Source organism: Flavobacterium sp. (assembly GCF_021151785.1).
Lineage (GTDB): Bacteria > Bacteroidota > Bacteroidia > Flavobacteriales > Flavobacteriaceae > Flavobacterium.
Window position 1 is genome coordinate 15561 of the sequence record NZ_JAGKWP010000011.1, and the last position, 19238, is coordinate 34798.

The 19238-nt window shown below is 32.3% G+C and carries 16 protein-coding genes; 14 read left to right on the forward strand and 2 right to left on the reverse strand.

The features are described 5' to 3' along the window. Nucleotides 1-35: 35 nt before the first annotated feature. Both QZ824_RS02235 and QZ824_RS02240 read right to left on the reverse strand, forming a co-directional pair. The gene (locus QZ824_RS02235) at nucleotides 36-839 is read right to left on the reverse strand and encodes an endonuclease/exonuclease/phosphatase family protein (RefSeq protein WP_291274410.1); all 804 of its coding nucleotides are present in this window, start codon (nucleotides 837-839) and stop codon (nucleotides 36-38) included. Nucleotides 840-880: 41 nt separating this feature from the next. Then, nucleotides 881-1192, reverse strand: a complete 312-nt coding sequence (locus QZ824_RS02240; protein WP_291274411.1) for a hypothetical protein — start codon at nucleotides 1190-1192, stop codon at nucleotides 881-883. A gap of 384 nt (nucleotides 1193-1576) precedes the next feature. Between QZ824_RS02240 and QZ824_RS02245 the strand changes: the two genes are divergently transcribed. From QZ824_RS02245 to QZ824_RS02310, 14 genes are all read left to right on the forward strand, one after another. Beyond that, the gene (locus QZ824_RS02245) at nucleotides 1577-2368 is read left to right on the forward strand and encodes an RNA methyltransferase (protein WP_291274412.1); all 792 of its coding nucleotides are present in this window, start codon (nucleotides 1577-1579) and stop codon (nucleotides 2366-2368) included. Between the two features lie 43 nt (nucleotides 2369-2411). Beyond that, nucleotides 2412-3950: a serine hydrolase gene (locus QZ824_RS02250; protein WP_291274413.1), complete on the forward strand. Its 1539-nt coding sequence runs from the start codon at nucleotides 2412-2414 to the stop codon at nucleotides 3948-3950. Nucleotides 3951-4041: 91 nt separating this feature from the next. After that, nucleotides 4042-6264: a RelA/SpoT family protein gene (locus QZ824_RS02255; protein ID WP_291274414.1), complete on the forward strand. Its 2223-nt coding sequence runs from the start codon at nucleotides 4042-4044 to the stop codon at nucleotides 6262-6264. Nucleotides 6265-6357: 93 nt separating this feature from the next. Then, entirely contained in the window at nucleotides 6358-6795 is a 438-nt protein-coding gene (locus tag QZ824_RS02260; RefSeq protein WP_291274415.1) for a transcriptional repressor, read from the forward strand. A gap of 24 nt (nucleotides 6796-6819) precedes the next feature. Continuing rightward, complete coding sequence (locus QZ824_RS02265; protein WP_291274416.1) at nucleotides 6820-8091, forward strand: adenylosuccinate synthase; 1272 nt, start codon at nucleotides 6820-6822, stop codon at nucleotides 8089-8091. Nucleotides 8092-8194: 103 nt separating this feature from the next. After that, on the forward strand, nucleotides 8195-9916 hold the full coding sequence (locus QZ824_RS02270; protein WP_291274417.1) for an OstA-like protein: 1722 nt from the start codon (nucleotides 8195-8197) through the stop codon (nucleotides 9914-9916). 90 nt (nucleotides 9917-10006) lie between these two features. Continuing rightward, nucleotides 10007-11200, forward strand: coding sequence for an aspartate aminotransferase family protein (locus tag QZ824_RS02275; RefSeq protein WP_291274418.1), 1194 nt, complete (start codon nucleotides 10007-10009; stop codon nucleotides 11198-11200). Between the two features lie 130 nt (nucleotides 11201-11330). Further along, nucleotides 11331-12725, forward strand: coding sequence for a tetratricopeptide repeat protein (locus QZ824_RS02280; protein ID WP_291274419.1), 1395 nt, complete (start codon nucleotides 11331-11333; stop codon nucleotides 12723-12725). 7 nt (nucleotides 12726-12732) lie between these two features. Continuing rightward, nucleotides 12733-13383 carry a VTT domain-containing protein gene (locus tag QZ824_RS02285; RefSeq protein WP_291274420.1) on the forward strand — a complete coding sequence of 217 codons (651 nt, stop codon included), beginning with the start codon at nucleotides 12733-12735 and terminating at the stop codon, nucleotides 13381-13383. Nucleotides 13384-13450: 67 nt separating this feature from the next. Then, nucleotides 13451-14209: a shikimate dehydrogenase gene (locus tag QZ824_RS02290; RefSeq protein WP_291274421.1), complete on the forward strand. Its 759-nt coding sequence runs from the start codon at nucleotides 13451-13453 to the stop codon at nucleotides 14207-14209. An 89-nt stretch (nucleotides 14210-14298) separates the two neighbouring features. Then, nucleotides 14299-16170, forward strand: coding sequence for a DUF349 domain-containing protein (locus tag QZ824_RS02295; protein ID WP_291274422.1), 1872 nt, complete (start codon nucleotides 14299-14301; stop codon nucleotides 16168-16170). A 715-nt stretch (nucleotides 16171-16885) separates the two neighbouring features. Continuing rightward, complete coding sequence (locus QZ824_RS02300; RefSeq protein ID WP_291274423.1) at nucleotides 16886-17461, forward strand: hypothetical protein; 576 nt, start codon at nucleotides 16886-16888, stop codon at nucleotides 17459-17461. 453 nt (nucleotides 17462-17914) lie between these two features. After that, a complete protein-coding gene (locus QZ824_RS02305; RefSeq protein ID WP_291274424.1) occupies nucleotides 17915-18262 on the forward strand; it encodes a hypothetical protein in 348 nt (115 codons plus the stop codon). A gap of 751 nt (nucleotides 18263-19013) precedes the next feature. Beyond that, nucleotides 19014-19187, forward strand: a complete 174-nt coding sequence (locus QZ824_RS02310; RefSeq protein WP_291274425.1) for a hypothetical protein — start codon at nucleotides 19014-19016, stop codon at nucleotides 19185-19187. The last annotated feature ends 51 nt before the right edge of the window (nucleotides 19188-19238 follow it).

Here is a 19238-nt window from a genome sequence, read left to right on the forward strand (position 1 = left end):
CAACTGAAGTTGGGCTTTAATTTTTAATTTAAAACCTAACGCAAATATAATGTGGTAGTAAGAGGAATGTGGTCTGAAACTCTTCTAGCCGCTTTTAATGTGGTAAAAGAAGTGTAAAAATGAATAGCTTGCGATTGAGTAACAGAAACATGAGCCGAAGAATACCAAATATTATCAAACTCTGAAGCCAAACAAGTACCTTGCACACAAGCTTTTTTTAAAGAAGTTTTTTGATGTGTAAATACTTGAGTAAAACCTATTTTTTTTAATCCACTAAAAACCGAATGACTAGCTGGACAATTAAAATCACCTAAAAATATCAAACGATTAGAAGGATAAAGTCCTGGAAAAAATTTCAAATACTTAATTTCACGCTCTGGTTGAGCACGTTTAGTAACTGCATGAAAACTAACCAAAGTAAAAGGTTTACCTTGATGAGTAAACGTACAACAATAAGGTTCGCGTTCCATTTCTACATGATATTTTTGCTCTAACCAAGCTTTCCCTTTCTTTTTTACAACAGCCGTCTTCCATAAAAAAGCATAACGTTCTGACTGATTAGGACGACCACTCGTAGGATCACTTATTGTATAATCCCATTTACTTCCCGACCGATTTAAAGCATCCACCAACTTGGCTACAGCTTGTGCACCCCCTGGACCTGCAACTACTTCCTGCAAAGCAACTACATCATATTCTTTTAACAATTGAGACATATAAAGCAACGTTGCGGCCGATTTAGAACGACCAAAATTCTCTACATTCCAAGTAACCAACTTAACTTGAGCACCTAGAAAATGAACGCTAAAAACTAAAAAAAAGAATATTACTTTTTTCATTTGACATTTATGAGATTCATTTACAAAGAAAATAAATTATTTTAAAATTTATCCATCTCAAAAGCCTGTTGTACCTCATTAAACAACAACCCGCTACCACCGCCATAATGTACTATAACCTTTATTGAAGGATAATGTTGCAAAACGTACATTTGAATAGCTTGCTCCTCATCCGAAGAAATACCACTACTCAACAAAACTACATCACATTCTTCAAAAAACAAGGCAGTTTTCAATGCTTCAAAACTTTTACATGTAATAGCCTGCCACCCTTTTCTTTGCGCTATTACTCTTTTTAAAACAGTAAGCATTTGAACATTAGTACCCACTAATAAAAAATGTAAATCATCCATACTGTAAAAATTAAAAAACAAAACTAACCTAAATATTTAGATGCCCTTCTTAATCTAGATTAAGAAAGAAACTAAACTTACTTATGCTGTTAAAAAATTGAATACAATTAAAATATTATGAAGAGTATGTGCTAAACGTAAAAAAACAAGAAGTTAGAACCAAACTATTTCAAAAACCAATAAGAGAACTCAATAGTTTATCAAAAAATCAAGGCTACTAAAAGATTAGTTATCTTTTACCTCAAAAAAATCAAATTAGAATAATGTTAAAAACGCATACAGAATAACCTAAGTCTTATTCATACTGAAACCAACAAAAACTTAAATTCCTATTCATCATTTTAATTAGAATAGAATACCTTTGCATTAAAGTTGGCTAACATTATGAAACAAATCACTTCAATCCAAAATCCTTTTATCAAGCAATTAATACAGTTACAAGAAAAAGCTAAAACTAGAAAAAAGACAGGAACTTTTTTAATTGAGGGTCTACGAGAAATGGAAATAGCCATTAAAGGAGGATATGAACTTGTAACCATTCTATTTCTACCTGAATTGATTAACTTGGAAACCCTTCAAAAAACAATAGATAACAGAGCAATTGATTGTATTGAAATCTCTAAAGAAGTATACCAAAAACTAGCTTACCGAGATACTACCGAAGGAATTTTGGCTGTAGCAAAAATAAAAACACATCAACTTTCTGATTTGCAACTTTCTCAAAACCCTTTAATTTTAGTAGCAGAAGGGATTGAAAAGCCTGGCAATTTAGGTGCTATTTTAAGAACAGCCGATGCTGCAAATATAGATGCTGTAATTATTGCTAATCCAAAAAGTGATTTATACAACCCAAATATTGTAAGATCTAGTGTGGGTTGTGTATTTACTCGACAAATAGCCGTAGCAAGTTCAGAAGAAACCATTGCTTTTTTACAAAAAAGAAATATTGCGATTTATTGTGCTACACTTCAAGACTCTACCGCTTACCATACACAAGACTATCAACAACCTACCGCGCTAGTAGTAGGAACAGAAGCCACAGGTATCACCGAAATTTGGCGAAAAAACAGCAAGCAAAATATTATTATTCCAATGAAAGGTGTCATTGATTCTATGAATGTTTCAGTCGCTGCTGCTATTTTACTTTTCGAGGCCAAAAGACAAAGAGGCTTTTAATTATTAAACATTAAATCTATACCTTTACATAAACTATAATATTATGAGAAAAATATTTCTAAGCACACTACTTATATTGAGTCAAATTGGATATAGCCAAATAACTGCATCTGAAATTGATGTTTTAGCCGAAAGAGCAAGAACAACTTTCAATGTTCCAGGAATTGCTATAGCAGTTGTAAAAGACGGAAAAATAATTCACGAAAAAGGGTATGGAGAAAGTTCAATTGTTTCAAAACAAAAAGTAAATGAACATACTTTATTCGGTGTAGCATCAAATAGTAAAGCTTTCACTGCAACTGCTTTAGCCATGTTAATAGATGAAGGAAAACTGGATTGGGATGATAAAGTAATTAAGTACTTGCCTGATTTTAAAATGTATAATGACTATGTAACCAATGAATTTACTATCAGAGACTTATTAACACATAGAAGTGGATTAGGATTAGGAGCTGGTGATTTAATGATTTGGCCAGAAGGAAATAATTTTACACCAAAAGACATCGTTCACAATTTAAGACACTTAAAATCTGTCTCTTCATTTAGAACACAGTTTGATTATGACAATTTACTTTATATTGTTGCTGGGGAAATAATTAAAGAAATATCTGGATTAAGTTGGAGTGAATTTGTTGAAACAAGAATCATGAAACCGTTAAACATGAATCGAAGTGCAGGTTCTTTTGTTCGGTTAAAAGACACCACTAATTTAGTAACTCCTCATGTTCCAATTGACGGAAAATTAATTCCAATCGTTAGATATAAAAACACCATTATGGATGCTGCTGGTGGTATTTATACATCTGTTCACGATTTAAGTCAGTGGGTAATTTTACAACTAAACAATGGAAAAATAAATGACAAACCTTTATTCAGTGAAAAACAACATAAAGAAATGTGGTCGTTACAAACCATAATTCCCGCAACCACTACCCCACCTTATAACACCCATTTTTCTGGATATGGATTAGGATGGTTTTTATCGGATGTTAAAGGTTACAAACAAGTAACACATACTGGTGGACTTGAAGGTATGGTTACACAAGTTACTTTATTTCCAGAATTAAATCTAGGTATAATTGTCTTGACCAATCAACAATCGGGTTCTGCATTTTCTGCCATCACCAATACTATTAAAAACAGTTATTTACAACTACCTTATGTAGATTATGTAACTAAATATGGTGAAAGAGAAAAAAAACAACAAGCTGAAGCGGATACTACTACTGATGAAGTTTGGAAAACAGTTGCATTAAATTTAAAAGACAAAAAAATAAATAATCATTTTGAACAACTAGCAGGAACCTATCAAGATGCTTGGTTGGGAGAAATAACTTTAAAACTAGAAAAGAAAAAACTTATTTTTCAATCGGTTCGTTCTCCACAATTAAAAGGAGAAGTCTTTTTTGTTAAGAACAATACCTATGCCGTTAAATGGGATAACCGCTATTTTCACGCTGATGCCTACATTGAAGTTACATTTGACAACAATGAAAAAGCTAGTAATTTGAAAATGAAAGCTATATCTCCGCTAACCGATTTTAGTTATGATTTTCATGATCTAGATTTCTTCAGAAAATAAAATAATAAAGTGCCTTGAGGGCACTTTTTTTATGGATTAATTTTTAAAATTTCTTAATAAGTGTTATATTTAGAACTTTGAAAGTTCAGGTATGAAAGAGATCGATATTGAAGCAGAAAACAAAGCCATTGCCCAAGAATATAAAGAATTATTACGTATAAGTTACCAAACCTTATCGGATGAGGATAAAAAGATCATTCGTAAAGCGTTTGATGTGGCTGTGGAAGCTCATAAAGAGCAAAGAAGAAAATCAGGTGAAGCCTATATTTTTCATCCCATTGCAGTAGCTAAAATAGTAGCTCGTGACATCGGATTAGGCTCTACCGCCATTGCAGCTGCTTTGATGCATGATGTAGTTGAAGATACTGAAATAACGGTACAAGACATTGAAAAAATGTTCAATCCTAAAATTGCCAAAATTGTAGAAGGATTGACCAAAATTCCTAAAGTCAAACAAGATCAGGAAATTTCGTTACAAGCAGAAAACTTTAGAAAGATGTTGTTGACGCTTAACGATGATGTTCGAGTGATTCTGATCAAAATTGCTGATCGTCTGCACAATATGCAAACTATGGAAGGTATGGCCGATTACAAGCAAGCTAAAATCGCATCTGAAACCTTGTATATTTACGCCCCTCTAGCCCACCGACTTGGTTTATACAATATTAAAACTCAATTGGAAGACTTAGGCTTAAAATACACCGAACCTGAGGTATATCGAGATATTGTTAGTAAAATTAAAGAAACCAAAGAAGAACAAGATGCTTACATAAAATCAATATCCGAAATCTTATCTAAATCTTTAGTCGATGAAGGCATAGACTTTATCATCAAAGGACGACCTAAATCCATTTATTCCATTAGAAGAAAAATGCGCGTCCAAGGAGTAACTTTTGACGAAGTATATGACAAATTTGCTCTACGAATCATTTACAAATCAAATGAACATGACGAAAAATTTCTAGCATGGAAAATTTACTCAGTAATAACCGATCATTACCGACCAAGTCCAAGCCGTTTGAGAGATTGGATTTCTTCACCTAAATCTTCTGGTTATGAAGCCTTACACGTAACCGTTATGGGACCTATGGGACGATGGGTTGAAATACAAGTTAGAAGTGAGCGAATGGATGAAATTGCAGAAAAGGGTTATGCAGCACACTACAAATACAAAAACAATTCTGACGCAGAAGAACATGGCTTAGAAATTTGGTTGAACCAATTGAAAGAAGCTCTGGAAAATGCGAATACTAATGCCGTTGATTTTGTTGAAGATTTTAAATTGAATTTATATGCCAAAGAAATCTATGTGTTTACTCCAAAAGGAGAAATTAAATCGTTACCAAAAGGTGCTACAACACTAGATTTTGCCTTTAGCATCCATTCAGAAATTGGAGTAAAAACAAGAGGAACTAAGGTCAATGGTAAGTTAGTACCCCTCAACCATGTATTGAATAGTGGAGATCAGGTAGAAATTATTACCTCTCCTAACCAAAAACCAAATGCGCAATGGTTAGATTACGTAACCACCTCTAGAGCTAAAAATAAAATCAAAAACGTTTTAAACGAAAACATCAAAAAAATTGCTGAAGATGGAAAAGAAGTTCTCGTTCGAAAATTGCGCCACTTAAAAGTAAATTTCAATGAAAATACCTTAAATGAACTAGTCAATTATTTTAAACTACAAACCAGTTTAGATTTATTTTACCGTGTAGGAATTGGAGCAATTGAAAATCAGCAATTAAAAGATTTTGCCGCACAAAAAGGCAATACCTTAGTTAACTTCTTCAAAAAAACGATTACCCGAAAACAAAATCTAGATGAAGAAAGAATTCAAAAACATGAAATCAGTAAGAAATATGATTTATTAGTTTTTGGAGTAGAGCAAAATAAACTGGATTATAAACTTTCACCGTGCTGCAATCCCATCCCAGGAGATAATGTCTTTGGCTTTGTTACTATCAATGAAGGAATCAAAGTGCATCGAACAGATTGCCCTAACGCCATTAGCATGCAATCTAATTTTGCCTATCGTATCATTGCTGCCAAGTGGATTGATTCAAGTCAAGAAGAATTTAAAGCTACTTTGAAAATTACAGGAATGGATATTTTAGGTTTAACTAATGAATTAACAAAAGTGATTTCTAATGTAATGCATGTAAATATTCAAAGTATTAGTCTCAATTCTGAAGCAGGTATTTTTTATGGTCAAGTTACCGTAATTGTTCAAAACAACAACATTTTAAAAAAATTAATTGATAGCATCAAAAAAGTAGACGGTGTAGACCGAGTAACTCGTGTTTATAATGCCTAAAGATTTTTTTAAAATTATGCAAAAAACTCTACTGTTCATTCTGTAAAGTAGAAACAAAAAACTATCTTTGCCATTATTTCATTTTAATTCCAAATGGATAACGAAAAAAATCAAGAAATCGTTAAAAACGTATTTACTAAATACTTAGAAGAAAAAGGTCATCGTAAAACACCTGAGCGTTATGCTATTCTTCAAGAAATCTACGAAAACCAAGATCATTTTGATATTGAGTCCTTGTACATCAAAATGAAAAATAAAAACTATCGAGTAAGTAGAGCCACCCTTTACAATACCATTGAGTTATTATTGGAATGCAATTTGGTTCGTAGACATCAATTCGGTCAAAATCAAGCACATTATGAAAAGTCATACTTTGATAAACAACACGACCATATCATATTGACTGACACTGGCGAAGTAATTGAATTTTGTGACCCACGGATTCAACAAATCAAGCAAACGATGGAAGAAATTTTTGGAATTAAAATTGACCATCATTCCCTTTATTTTTACGGAACAAAAAACAACTAAAATAACAACAACAACACAACAACAATGGCTGTAGATTTACTACTAGGATTACAATGGGGAGACGAAGGAAAAGGAAAAATCGTCGATGTTTTAACTGCTAACTATGACATAATTGCCCGTTTTCAAGGCGGCCCCAATGCTGGACACACCCTAGAATTTGATGGAATCAAACATGTACTAAGAACAATACCATCAGGAATTTTCCATCCTAATGCAATAAATATTATTGGAAACGGTGTGGTAATGGATCCTGTCGTATTTCAAAGAGAAATAGAAGGATTGCAAAATTTCAATATAGATATTCCTTCAAGATTACTACTTTCAAGAAAAGCACATTTAATTTTACCTACACATCGTTTACTTGATGCTGCTTCAGAAGCTTCGAAAGGAAAAGCAAAGATTGGTTCTACCTTAAAAGGGATAGGTCCTACATACATGGACAAAACAGGTAGAAATGGATTGCGCATTGGTGATATAGAATTATTTGATTTTAAAGAAAGATATCGTGCTTTAGCGGACAAACATGAAGAAATGATTAAATTCTACGATGTGGAATTACTCTACAGTTTGTCAGAAATGGAAGAAGAATTTTTTGAAGCTATTGAACAACTAAAGCAATTAACATTTATTGACTCGGAAGCTTATTTAAACCAAGCTTTAAAAGAAGGCAAAACTATTTTAGCTGAAGGAGCACAAGGTTCATTATTAGATATTGATTTTGGAACGTATCCTTTTGTAACTTCATCAAATACAACAGCGGCTGGAGCTTGCACAGGATTAGGCATTGCACCTAACCGAGTAAAAGATGTATATGGAATTTTTAAAGCTTACACCACACGCGTAGGAAGCGGCCCTTTTCCTACTGAACTTTTTGACGAAGATGGCGCAACCATGGCAAAAGTAGGTAACGAATTTGGTTCCGTTACAGGTCGTGCACGTCGTTGCGGATGGTTGGACTTAGTAGCTTTAAAATATGCTGTACAAATTAATGGCGTTACAGAATTATACATGATGAAAGGCGATGTTCTTTCTGGTTTTGAGAAATTACAAGTTTGTACGGCTTATAAATACAACGGCGAAGTTTTAAACCATTTCCCATATAATATTGAACCTGAAAATGTAGAACCAATTTATACAGAAATGAAGGGTTGGCAAGCGGATTTAACAGGTATGACTACTTATGAAGAACTACCTATTGAACTAAAAAACTACATCGAATTCATTGAGAAAGAACTAGAAGTACCTATTAAAGTAGTTTCTGTTGGTCCAGACCGAACACAAACTATAACAAGATAAATAAAAAATCCCAATTGAAGTTGGGATTTTTTATTTATAAAATATTCTTAACAAGAATGGGTATTGTTACATTTTAATTAAATTTGACAAAAATTTGATTCAATTGAAAAAATACCTGTATATAATAGCAAGTTTAATTATCAGTCAAGTTGCTTTGGCACAAGGTAAAATACTTGAAAAAGAAGCATTAAACGAACCTACTACCCGACCTAATCAAAAAGGCAAAATTAACTTCATTCATTCTGATTTTATTGACCGAAATGAAAGCGAAATACCAGGAGCCATTATTTACGCTGGTAACATTCAAGTAGAACACAATGGAGCAAACATTTTTTGCAACAAAGCTTACTATTTCTACGATGAAGAATACATTAAAGCCTTTGGAAATGTTAGAATTACTCAAGGAGACACAATTAACATGACCAGTAAATATGCCGAGTATAATGGAAAAACCGAAACTGCTTTTGCTACAGGTGATGTACTGATGACTTCACCCGATTCAAAACTAGTTACTGATACTGTTTATTTAAACCGAAAAATTCAGCAAGCCTATTACAATAGTTATGGAACAATTACTAATGAAGATAATATTTTAAAAAGTAAATCAGGTCGTTATTACATCAACCAAAAAAAATACGCCTTTAAAACTGCTGTAACCGTAACCAATCCAAAATGTGTTATTAAAACGAATAACTTAGATTTTTATGACAACTCTGGACATGCTTACGTGTATGGTCCTTCAACCATTACAAGTAAAACTGATGTCATTTATACCGAAAATGGTTTTTACGATACCAAAAACGACATTGGAAAACTAAAAGGAAAATCCAATATCAATTATAATAATAAAAAAATTGAAGGTGATTTGATTGATTATGATCGGAAAAAGAATTATTCCAAAGCTGTCAATAATGTAAAAATTACCGACACACTCAATAACATGATCGCGCGAGGTCATTATGCCGAATTATACAGAAATATTCGTGGCACCAAACAAGATTCGATGTTTATTACAAAAAAAGCTTTAGTTTCTACATTAGTTGATAAAAAAACGAATGATAGTTTACATTTACACGGTAAAAGAATATTAGTAACCGGAGCGCCTGAAGATCGAACTATTAGAGCTTTTAACAACGTTCGATTTATAAAATCTGACATGAGTGGAAAATGTGATTCCATTCATTCAAACAATAAAAATGCTTTAACTAAATTAATTGGCAGGCCTGTAATTTGGAGTCAAGATAGCCAAATGACTGGCGATGAAATTCATTTAATCGGGAACAATAAAACCGAACAATTAGATTCGTTAAAAGTATTAAACAATGCTTTCTTAATACAAAAAGACACCATAGGTAATGGTTTTAATCAAGTAAAAGGTCAATTTCTCTATGGAAAACTAAGAGACAATAAATTATATGAAGTTGATTTAGTAAAAAACACCGAAAAAATCTATTACATGTATGATGAAAACAATGATTTAGTAGGTATAGACAAAGGTGTTTCTAGTAAAATTAACATGCAGCTTGAAAACAGCCAAATTGTTGCCATTACTTCCTTGATTAATCCAGAAAGTGAAACCTATCCAGAAGATAAATACCCAGAAAACGCAAGAAAATTAAGAGGTTTCATTTGGCGAATAGACGAGAAAATTTCAAGTAAAGACGACTTATTTCCTGCCGAAGAATTAGCTTTTGATCAAAAAGTTCAAGAAGAAAAGAAAAAGAACGAAAAAGCAGAAGCCAAACCAATGGAGGTCTTGAAAGAGACGCTCAATTATGACAAAAAAGAGAAGAAAGAAATAAAGAAAAAAGAAAAGAAAAAATAAGAACTAGAAAGATATCTTATTTTGAACGTTTTAAAACTAAAATATAAATTCTTATTCATTATTTAAATGTTTAAAAAGAAATAAAATCCCATGTTAAACGATTTTTATACCTATCAAGCCCAGACTTCTCCTCACCCTCTAGCTATGGAAATTTCACATGCTATTGGAAGTTATATTTATGATACTAATGGAAAAGCATATCTTGATTTTGTTGCTGGTGTATCAGCTTGTACCTTGGGACATCAACATCCAAGAGTAAAAGAGGCAATTAAGAATCAACTTGATAAGTACCTTCATGTAATGGTATATGGAGAATATGCACAACATCCAGCAACAGAATTATGCAAGTTGTTAGCCCAACATATGCCACCTCAATTAAACAAAACCTATTTAGTAAACTCAGGAACAGAAGCTACAGAAGGAGCTTTAAAATTAGTTCGACGAGTAACTGGAAGAAGTCAATTAATTTCTTGTCATCATGCTTATCATGGAAATACAATGGGAAGTATGAGTGTAATGGGATTTGAAGAAAGAAAACAAATCTTCCGTCCATTAATTCCTGATGTTGACTTCATCACTTTTAACAACGAAGCAGATCTAGAAAAGATTACAACTAAAACGGCTGGTATTATTTTAGAATCCATTCAAGGAGGTGCAGGATTTATTCAACCAGAGAATGACTTTTTAAAGAAAGTTAAACAACGATGTGAAGAAGTGGGTGCCTTGATGATTATAGATGAAATTCAACCAGGTTTTGGACGTACTGGTAAACTATTTGGTTTTGAAAATTATGGTGTTGTACCAGACGTAGTGGTAATGGGAAAAGGAATGGGAGGCGGAATGCCGGTTGGAGCTTTTACAGCTTCTGCTGAAATGATGGATTTACTTAGTCATGATCCAAAATTAGGTCACATTACTACTTTTGGAGGTCATCCCGTAATAGCCGCAGCTTGTTTAGCAACATTACAAGAAGTTTTAGAAACAAACTTAATGGCCGAAACATTAGAAAAAGAAACTTTGTTTAGACAATTGCTAGTCCATCCACTAATTGAAGAAGTACGAGGAAAAGGATTAATGTTGGCAGCCATGACCCGCTCAGCAGCTATTACTAATGAAATTATCTTACGTTGCCATAGCAGAGGTTTAATTTTATTTTGGCTTTTATTTGAAGGTAAAGCCATTCGTATTACTCCTCCCCTTACTATTTCAAATCAAGAAATAGAAGAAGGATGTCAGCTATTGCTTGAGGTAATGGATGAAGTACAACATGAATTTGGTCTATAAAAAGAAATGGTAGTGTGCTACTAAAAAACATAATCCTGTTAATTAAATTGTTTAAAACAAATACTTGACAAGGAAATTGCGCTAAATATTATGCGTAATTTTAATACTGAAAACCACAATTCGCATTGCTATGAATAAAGGTCACGAGGAAGATGAGAACAGCCTATCGTTGTCTAAGTTCGAATCCATGTTAAAAACCAATAAAGTTTTTTTCTTTGATTCTGAAGAATTTGAAGACATCATCCTGCATTATATAGATACAGGGCGAATGAACTTAGCCAAAAAAGCACTTAAATTAGGACTAGAACAACATCCAAAATCTACTGGCTTAAGGCTTGTTCAGGTAGAAATGTTAGTGTTTGAAGATAAATTAGAACAAGCTGAAAAGCTATTAAATGAAATTTATGCGATTGAACCTACTAATGAGGAAGTATTTGTTCAAAGAGCTAATATTTGTTCTAAAAGAGACCAACATGATCAAGCCATTGAAAATTTAAGATTAGCTTTAAAATATACCGATGACGAAGGTGATATTTATTCTATGATTGGCATGGAATATTTATTCATGGATAATTTTGAACTTGCTAAAGAAAACTTCATCAAATGTTTAGAACAAGACGAAGAAGATTATTCTGCGTTATATAATGTAGTTTATTGTTTTGATTTTTTAGATCAAAATGAAGAAGCCATCAAATACCTTGATCAATTTATTGACAAGAACCCTTTTTCAGAAGTCGCTTGGCACCAATTAGGCCGTCAATATTATGCTTTGAAAAACTATGAAAAGGCGGTTTGGGCTTTTGATTATGCTTGTTTAATTGATGAAGACTTTCTAGGTGCTCACTTAGAAAAAGCAAAATCATTAGAAAAATTAGGTCGCTATGAAGAAGCCATAGCTTGTTACCAAGTAACGATGGAATTAGACGACCCTACTTCTTTTGCACTATTACGCACAGGTAAATGTCATGAGAAACTTGGCAATAAGGAACAAGCCTTAATTTTCTATTTAAAAACCATACATGAAGACCCTCTATTAGATAAAGCTTGGATGGCTTTAACCGATTTTTACATTCGCCAAAAAAACTATCAAAAAGCTTTGCATTATGTGAATAAGGCCTTAGGAATCGACAATGAAAATGCTCTGTATTGGAGACGTTATGCTAACATTAGTCAGTTTCTAAATTTTTATGAAGAAGCAGAAGTGGGTTATCGTAAAGCACATGAATTTGGTGATAACGAATTAGATAATTTCTTGTGTTGGAGTGATGTTTTATATGTGTTAGGAGAAAATCCAGCAGCTATAGAAATCTTAAAAAAAGCCACTTCATTATACCCCGATGAGGCTGAGATTGAATACCGCTTAATTGGACTTCACCTCACTAATAATGAAGAGGAAATAGCACTTGCTTTGTTGCATCATGCCCTAACGCATCATTTTGACAAAAAATACATTTTACATGACATGTTTCCTTTTATCTGGGAAGAAAAAATTATTCAAAATACTTTAAAAAACTATAATCTGTAAGCCAACAATGGAAATTTTCGACTTTTTACTTCACTTTCTTAAAGACCCTTTAACTGTTATTAATCAATTAATTGACCAATACCATACTTTAATTTATGTCATTCTTTTTTTAGTCGTATTTGTAGAAACAGGTCTAGTCATTATGCCTCTTTTACCTGGTGATTCTATGTTATTTGCCATTGGCGTTATTGCAGCTACTACCGGAAAATTAAGTCTAGCTATAATTATTCCATTACTTATCCTTGCAGCCCTATTAGGCGACAACTTAAATTATTTTGTTGGTCATCGATTTGGTACACTGATTAAAGAAAAAAAGAAAATTCTATTTTTAAAGAAAGAATACATTACTAAAACCGAAGATTTTTTTGAAAAAAACGGAGGAAAAGCAGTTATTTTAGCTCGTTTTGTTCCTATCGTTCGTACTATTGCTCCTTTTGTAGCTGGTGCGGGAAGCATGAAATATAAAACCTATATTTTAAATTGTATTTTGGGTGCTTTTATTTGGGTGGTGAGCATTACTTTATTAGGCTATTTCTTGGGTCAAATTGAAATTGTAAAACAAAACTTTGAAAAAGTGGTTTTAGGTATTGTTTTACTATCTGTAGCTCCTTTAGTGATTAAAATGGTACAAGCTAAATTCAATAAAAAAACGACTTAAGCATTTTTTATATTAGTAAAAAAAGTAACTTTGAATTCCATTCGTTTATAAGTAAAGCTTCCGTGACATGGCAAAAAAGAAAGTCAAAAAACAAAGACAATTTGGATTGATAGGTAAAAACATCCATTATTCCTTTTCTAAAAAATATTTCACGGATAAATTTGAACATCATTTCTTTGACAATTGTCATTATAAAAACTACGACTTAGAATCCATACGCGAATTTCCTAAACTAGTGGAAGAAACGAAAGGATTGGTGGGGCTCAATGTAACAATCCCTTACAAGGAAACCATCATCCCATATTTGGATAAAGTTGACAAAAAAGCAAAAAAAATTGGAGCGGTTAACTGCATTACTGTTTCAAAGAAAAAGAAACTAAAAGGGTATAATACTGATTATTATGGCTTCAAGAAATCACTAAAACCACTCTTGAAAAAACACCATACTAAAGCCTTAATCCTTGGTACAGGAGGAGCAAGTAAGGCCATTGCTTTTGCTCTCAAGAAAATGAATATTGAATATGATTTTGTATCAAGAAACCCTAACGAGTATGAATTCAGTTATGAAGAATTAACTGCTGAAATTTTTGCTGAATACACCATCATTATCAATGCTACACCTGTAGGAACACATCCTAATGTAAAGGACTGTCCAGCTTTAGATTACAGTTTATTCACTTCCCAACACATTGCTTACGATTTGGTTTACAATCCAGAAAAAACAGCCTTTTTAAAACAAGCCAAGGCCCACGGAGCTACCATCAAAAATGGGTATGAAATGCTTGTATTTCAGGCAGAAAAAGCTTGGGAAATCTGGAATAAGTAACATTTTACCTTTAAATCAGGACATTTTTTTTGAATATTCATTCCGCTTTAGTATCTTCGAAGCGTTAATAAACCTTAAACATCTTAAAAATGTTAGAAGAAATGAATGATAACCTGCCACAAGCAGACGGACAAGACAGTATGGAAAGTACCCCTCAAGGCACTGAAATTTCTGCACAAGAAGCCATGGATAATCATTTAGCCGAAGCAGGAGAAACCGGCGAACATGAGAGCACAACGCTACCCACTAAAGACTATGAAGCTTTATCGATGGAAGCCTTAGTGGAAGAAATGGCTACCCTTTTGAGCCATGATCAAATTTCAGCCATTAAAAACCACATGGAAGAAGTGCGTAAAGCCTTTATGGATAAATTCCACCATTTTATTGAGGAAAAACGTCAAGAGTTTTTTGCTCAGAACGACGATACTGCTGAATTTGAATATCATTCGCCTATCAAAAATAAATTTGATCAATTATTCGACGAATATAAAGCGCGTAAAGCCAAACACTTCAACCAAATTCAAAATCAACTAAAAGCTAACTTCGTTGAACGAACCAATCTTATTGAAGAATTAAAAAACTTGATCGACTCGAATCAAACTTCGATGTCTGATATGTTTAAAAAATTCAATGATATTCGTGACCGATGGAAAAAAGCGGGTGCCATTCCTAAAGACAAATATAATTTAGTGTGGAACAATTTTCATTTTCACACAGATCGTTTTTATGAATTAGTCCATTTAGACAAAGAAGTACGTGATGCTGATTTTAAAAACAATTTAGAACAAAAATTAGCTATTATTGCACGTGCAAAAGAATTAATTCAGGAAGCAAGTTTGACTAAAGCATTCCGTGAATTACAACTTTTGCATCGTATTTGGAAAGAAGAAATTGGGCCAGTTGATAAAGAATATAGAGAAAAAATTTGGGCCGAGTTCAGCGAAATTACCAAACAACTTCATGACAAACGAGAGGCGCAATTAGCTCAAGCAAAAGAACGTGAATTACAAAATTTGGCACAAAAAAACCAAATTATTGCTCAAATCAATCAATTAAGCGAAGAACGCATCACTACTCATGCTGATTGGCAAAAACAAATAGTGAAAATGGAAGCTTTACGACAAGATTTCTTTAATGCTGGTCGTGTTCCTGCTGAACAAACAGAAGAAACATGGACCCATTTTAAAAACGCGGTTCGTAATTTCAATGCAACCAAAAATGCCTTTTATAAAGACATCAAAAACGAGCAACAGCACAATCTAGATCGTAAAATGGCATTGATTGAAAAAGCAAAATCGTTTGTAGATACTAATGATTTTGAAAGTGCAACGCCAATTATGAAACAAATTCAAGAAGATTGGAAAAAAATTGGGCATGTACCACGCAAACATTCTGATGAAATTTGGGCTGAATTCAAACAAATATGTAATGCTTACTTTGACCGTTTACACGAATCTAGAAAAGATGAAATTGAAGCAGAAGTTGCCGCTTTTGAAAGAAAGAAAGACTATCTAGAACAAATGAAAACGTTTGAATTAGTAGGCGAACACAAAACCGATTTAGACGCTATAAAAGCACATATTGCAGCTTGGAAAGAGTTAGGCAAAGTTCCTCAAAACCGTCGTCATATAGAAGGAAAATTCAATAAAATATTAGATGCCTTATTTGAAAAATTAAGTTTATCTAAAAAAGATTCAGAAATGATGAAATTCAATAACCGTTTAGACCAATTAGCTGAAGGCAATGACCAACGCGCATTAGTCAACGAACAAGTTTTCATCCGTAGAAAAATTGATGAATTACAAAGCGACATCATTCAATTAGAGAACAATATCCAGTTCATCAGTAATGCTAAAAGCGACAATCCTTTTGTAAAAGAAGTATATAAAAGCATTGAGCGTAACAAAGAAGAACTGAAACTTTGGAAAGAAAAATTAAAAAAGCTTAACAACTTAGCTTAATATAAAAGACTGCTTCGGCGGTCTTTTTTTTATTTTAATATCCTCCTGCGCTAAACTACATTTTTATTGGTTACTAAAAAACGCCAAGTAACTCTGCACCTTGTAAGCAACCATAGCATACGTAAACCAGAAAGAAGAACCTTGATACCTCTTTTTTATAATCCATGAGATTACCAAACATTACTACTTAGTTTTTTAGAACCAATGCTTTGAGTTAGCTAATTACTCTTGTACTTATTTTTAATTCATAGGTTTTATAAAATCAATTGCTGTACAGCAATTGAACAATTCCCCTAGGGGAATCAGTCATTTTCCCTAGGGCAATTGTTTAATTTCCCTAGGGAAATTTATTTTAGTGCGCTGAGTACCTGATTTTATTGTATGTTCGAAAGCATAAAAAAGTAAAATGAAAAGCTCTTTTTTTTCAAGCGTTTAAAAGGAGCCTGTTTTAATGATTGTTGCAAGCATTTGTTAAAAAAATTTTTGTGGCTTAATAGCCCCAAAACAACTTTGATTTATACACATGTTAATACCAATAGTTCAGAAAAATAAAAAGCCCTTTTGATGTATAAGTATTTTATGCTATTTTTGATTAGCTTAAGAAAAATAAGCGAAATAAAAACAGGCAAAACTTTCGCCTATCTTGCCAATATGGTAAGATACTAGTTCGAAAGTCGCATATAAACAAGTTATACCGCATTTAACCGAAAGTGCTATGAAGAAGTTTATCTTTCTATTCTTAAATCTCTTAACAATCATTCACGTGAATGCTCAAGTCAAACTTGACGGGAATATAATTTCTGCCAAAACAAAACTAAAACCAAGTGAAGAAATAATGATTATTGTGAAAGAGACTAATGAAAAAGCTTTTACAGATTCCCTAGGAAATTTTACTTTGTTAAAGCTCGACAAAAACAGACGTTACTCGCTTGAATTAATGTCCTTTCTTTATGGAAAGGTCAACATGGAATTTGAAACTCAAAGTGATAATCAAATTATAAAGACTTTTGAAGTTCTTGCCAATTGTGATTTTGACAGCGAAACTGCTAAAAGAGAATGGAAAAACAAATCTGCCAAGCTTTATTTAATTGGTTCAATTGCTCCAATTGCAAATTCTAAAAATGACAAAAAGTTTGAAAAAAAATATAACCTAAAATACTTTGATTTTGGGTGTACTCCTGCCCCATTAGAATGTATAATTGAATACAACAAAGAGGTTTTAAAACTCATAGAGCTGGAATACGGAGAAGAATGGAAAAAAGAAATCCGAAAAGATGTTGTAGTAGACTAAACGCGGTATAACATCGGTAGCTGTTGCACAACCCTCTTAAAAAATAACATTTAGAAAATAAGCACAAAATTGACCTCGTTTAATTCGTTTTAAACGGGGTTTGTTTTTAGTTATAATTCAAAACTTTAAAATTGAATAGCTTACCATCGCGTTTTTGAAGGCTAAAAAGGCTTGTTTTAATGATTGTTGCAAGCATTTGCTAAAAGATTCTTTGTGCTTAATAGCCCCAAAACAACTTTGATTTACAAGCATGTTAACACCAATAGCTCAGAAAAATAAAAAGTATATTTAATGATTTGTAAGAATAAAAAACTATATTTGTGTAATGCTAGTTTATAGCGCATATACATCCAAAATTGGGTAGATTAGCGATATAATGTAGCGCATATATATAAGTTATAGGCAATGCTCAAACAAACATTGCATTAAAAAACCAACCAATAACAAAATATTATGAGAAAAAAAGATTCGGATAAAATCGTTGAAGATTTACGAAAAGTTATTAAAGGAAAGTTATTAGACAATTTTAAAAGTCAAAATGGTCGTGTAATAGACTCTGTTGAATCTTTAAATATAATAGGTGTTGAAACAGATAATAATAATGAGGATCGTGATAAAATAATTGTAACGAAAGTTATTGCAGCTTCACGTGTTTGGACAAAGTTCGTGGAAGACTCTAAAAGCTCTGATAATTTACAATTGCGAAATAACAAGCCTATTGAATTTGTCTACAATAAAGAAACTGATGAATTTGAAATAGTTAAAAATGATGTTGTGTTTTACATAAGCCCTCTTTATTAGCACTGGCTATAACAGCAGTAACTGTTGCACAACTAACATTTTTTAAAAACAAACTACAAAAAGTATAAATTTCAACCTCTTTTAAAGCAATTTAAAAGAGGTTTTAAAGTACTTACTTGTCAACCCAACTAAAACTACAATTTTTAATTTATCAAATATTTATTACTAAAAAGTAGTATATTTGAGTTTATAAAAGCTAGATGATAAAGAAATTTAGCTTTTTAGACGAACTGACGTTAGTGGCAATTTTGGACAACCTACACTATGAACAGAATTGAATATTTTATAAATAAACTTTGGACTTTCATAACAACATTTAATCCAATAAGTTTCTTGACACTTTTAGTAGTGACAGGAATTTTATACATAATTTTTAGAAAACTAATTTTGACGTTTAGACCACAACTGAAAAACAAAAATGCAATTTCATTGAATTTGGTTTTGACAATTGGACTTCCAATAATTTTTCTGATAATTTATTTCATAGCTTGGTTGACTTTAAGAAATCAACAATTCTGAAAGCTATGAACGAGATTACAATTCCATATCATTTAGCCATTCCGACACTTATTTGTGTTGTTGGACTTTTGACAATATTTCTAAAACGAAAATACTTTTTGAAAACAATAAAATTTTATGGACTTCTTTAACGATTTTTCTTTGCTTATATTTACTCATTGTTGGAACTGCAACATTTGACGACATTTATTATCAGTGGGACTAAAATCGTTATGACCTTGACAAAGACGGAATGTTTGGCGGTAAAGAACTTACTAAAGAACAGAATGAAGCAATGCGAAAACTTACAAGTGACACAGGCAGAAATTTTTCATTTATTAGGGGGCTTATTTTTGCCTTAATTATTTCAGTAACAATTTTTATTTGTGGAATTGTAATAAAAAAAGTAAGACGAAACAATGAATAAAACAAACTACAAAAAGTATACATTTCAACCTCTTTTAAAGCAATTTAAGAG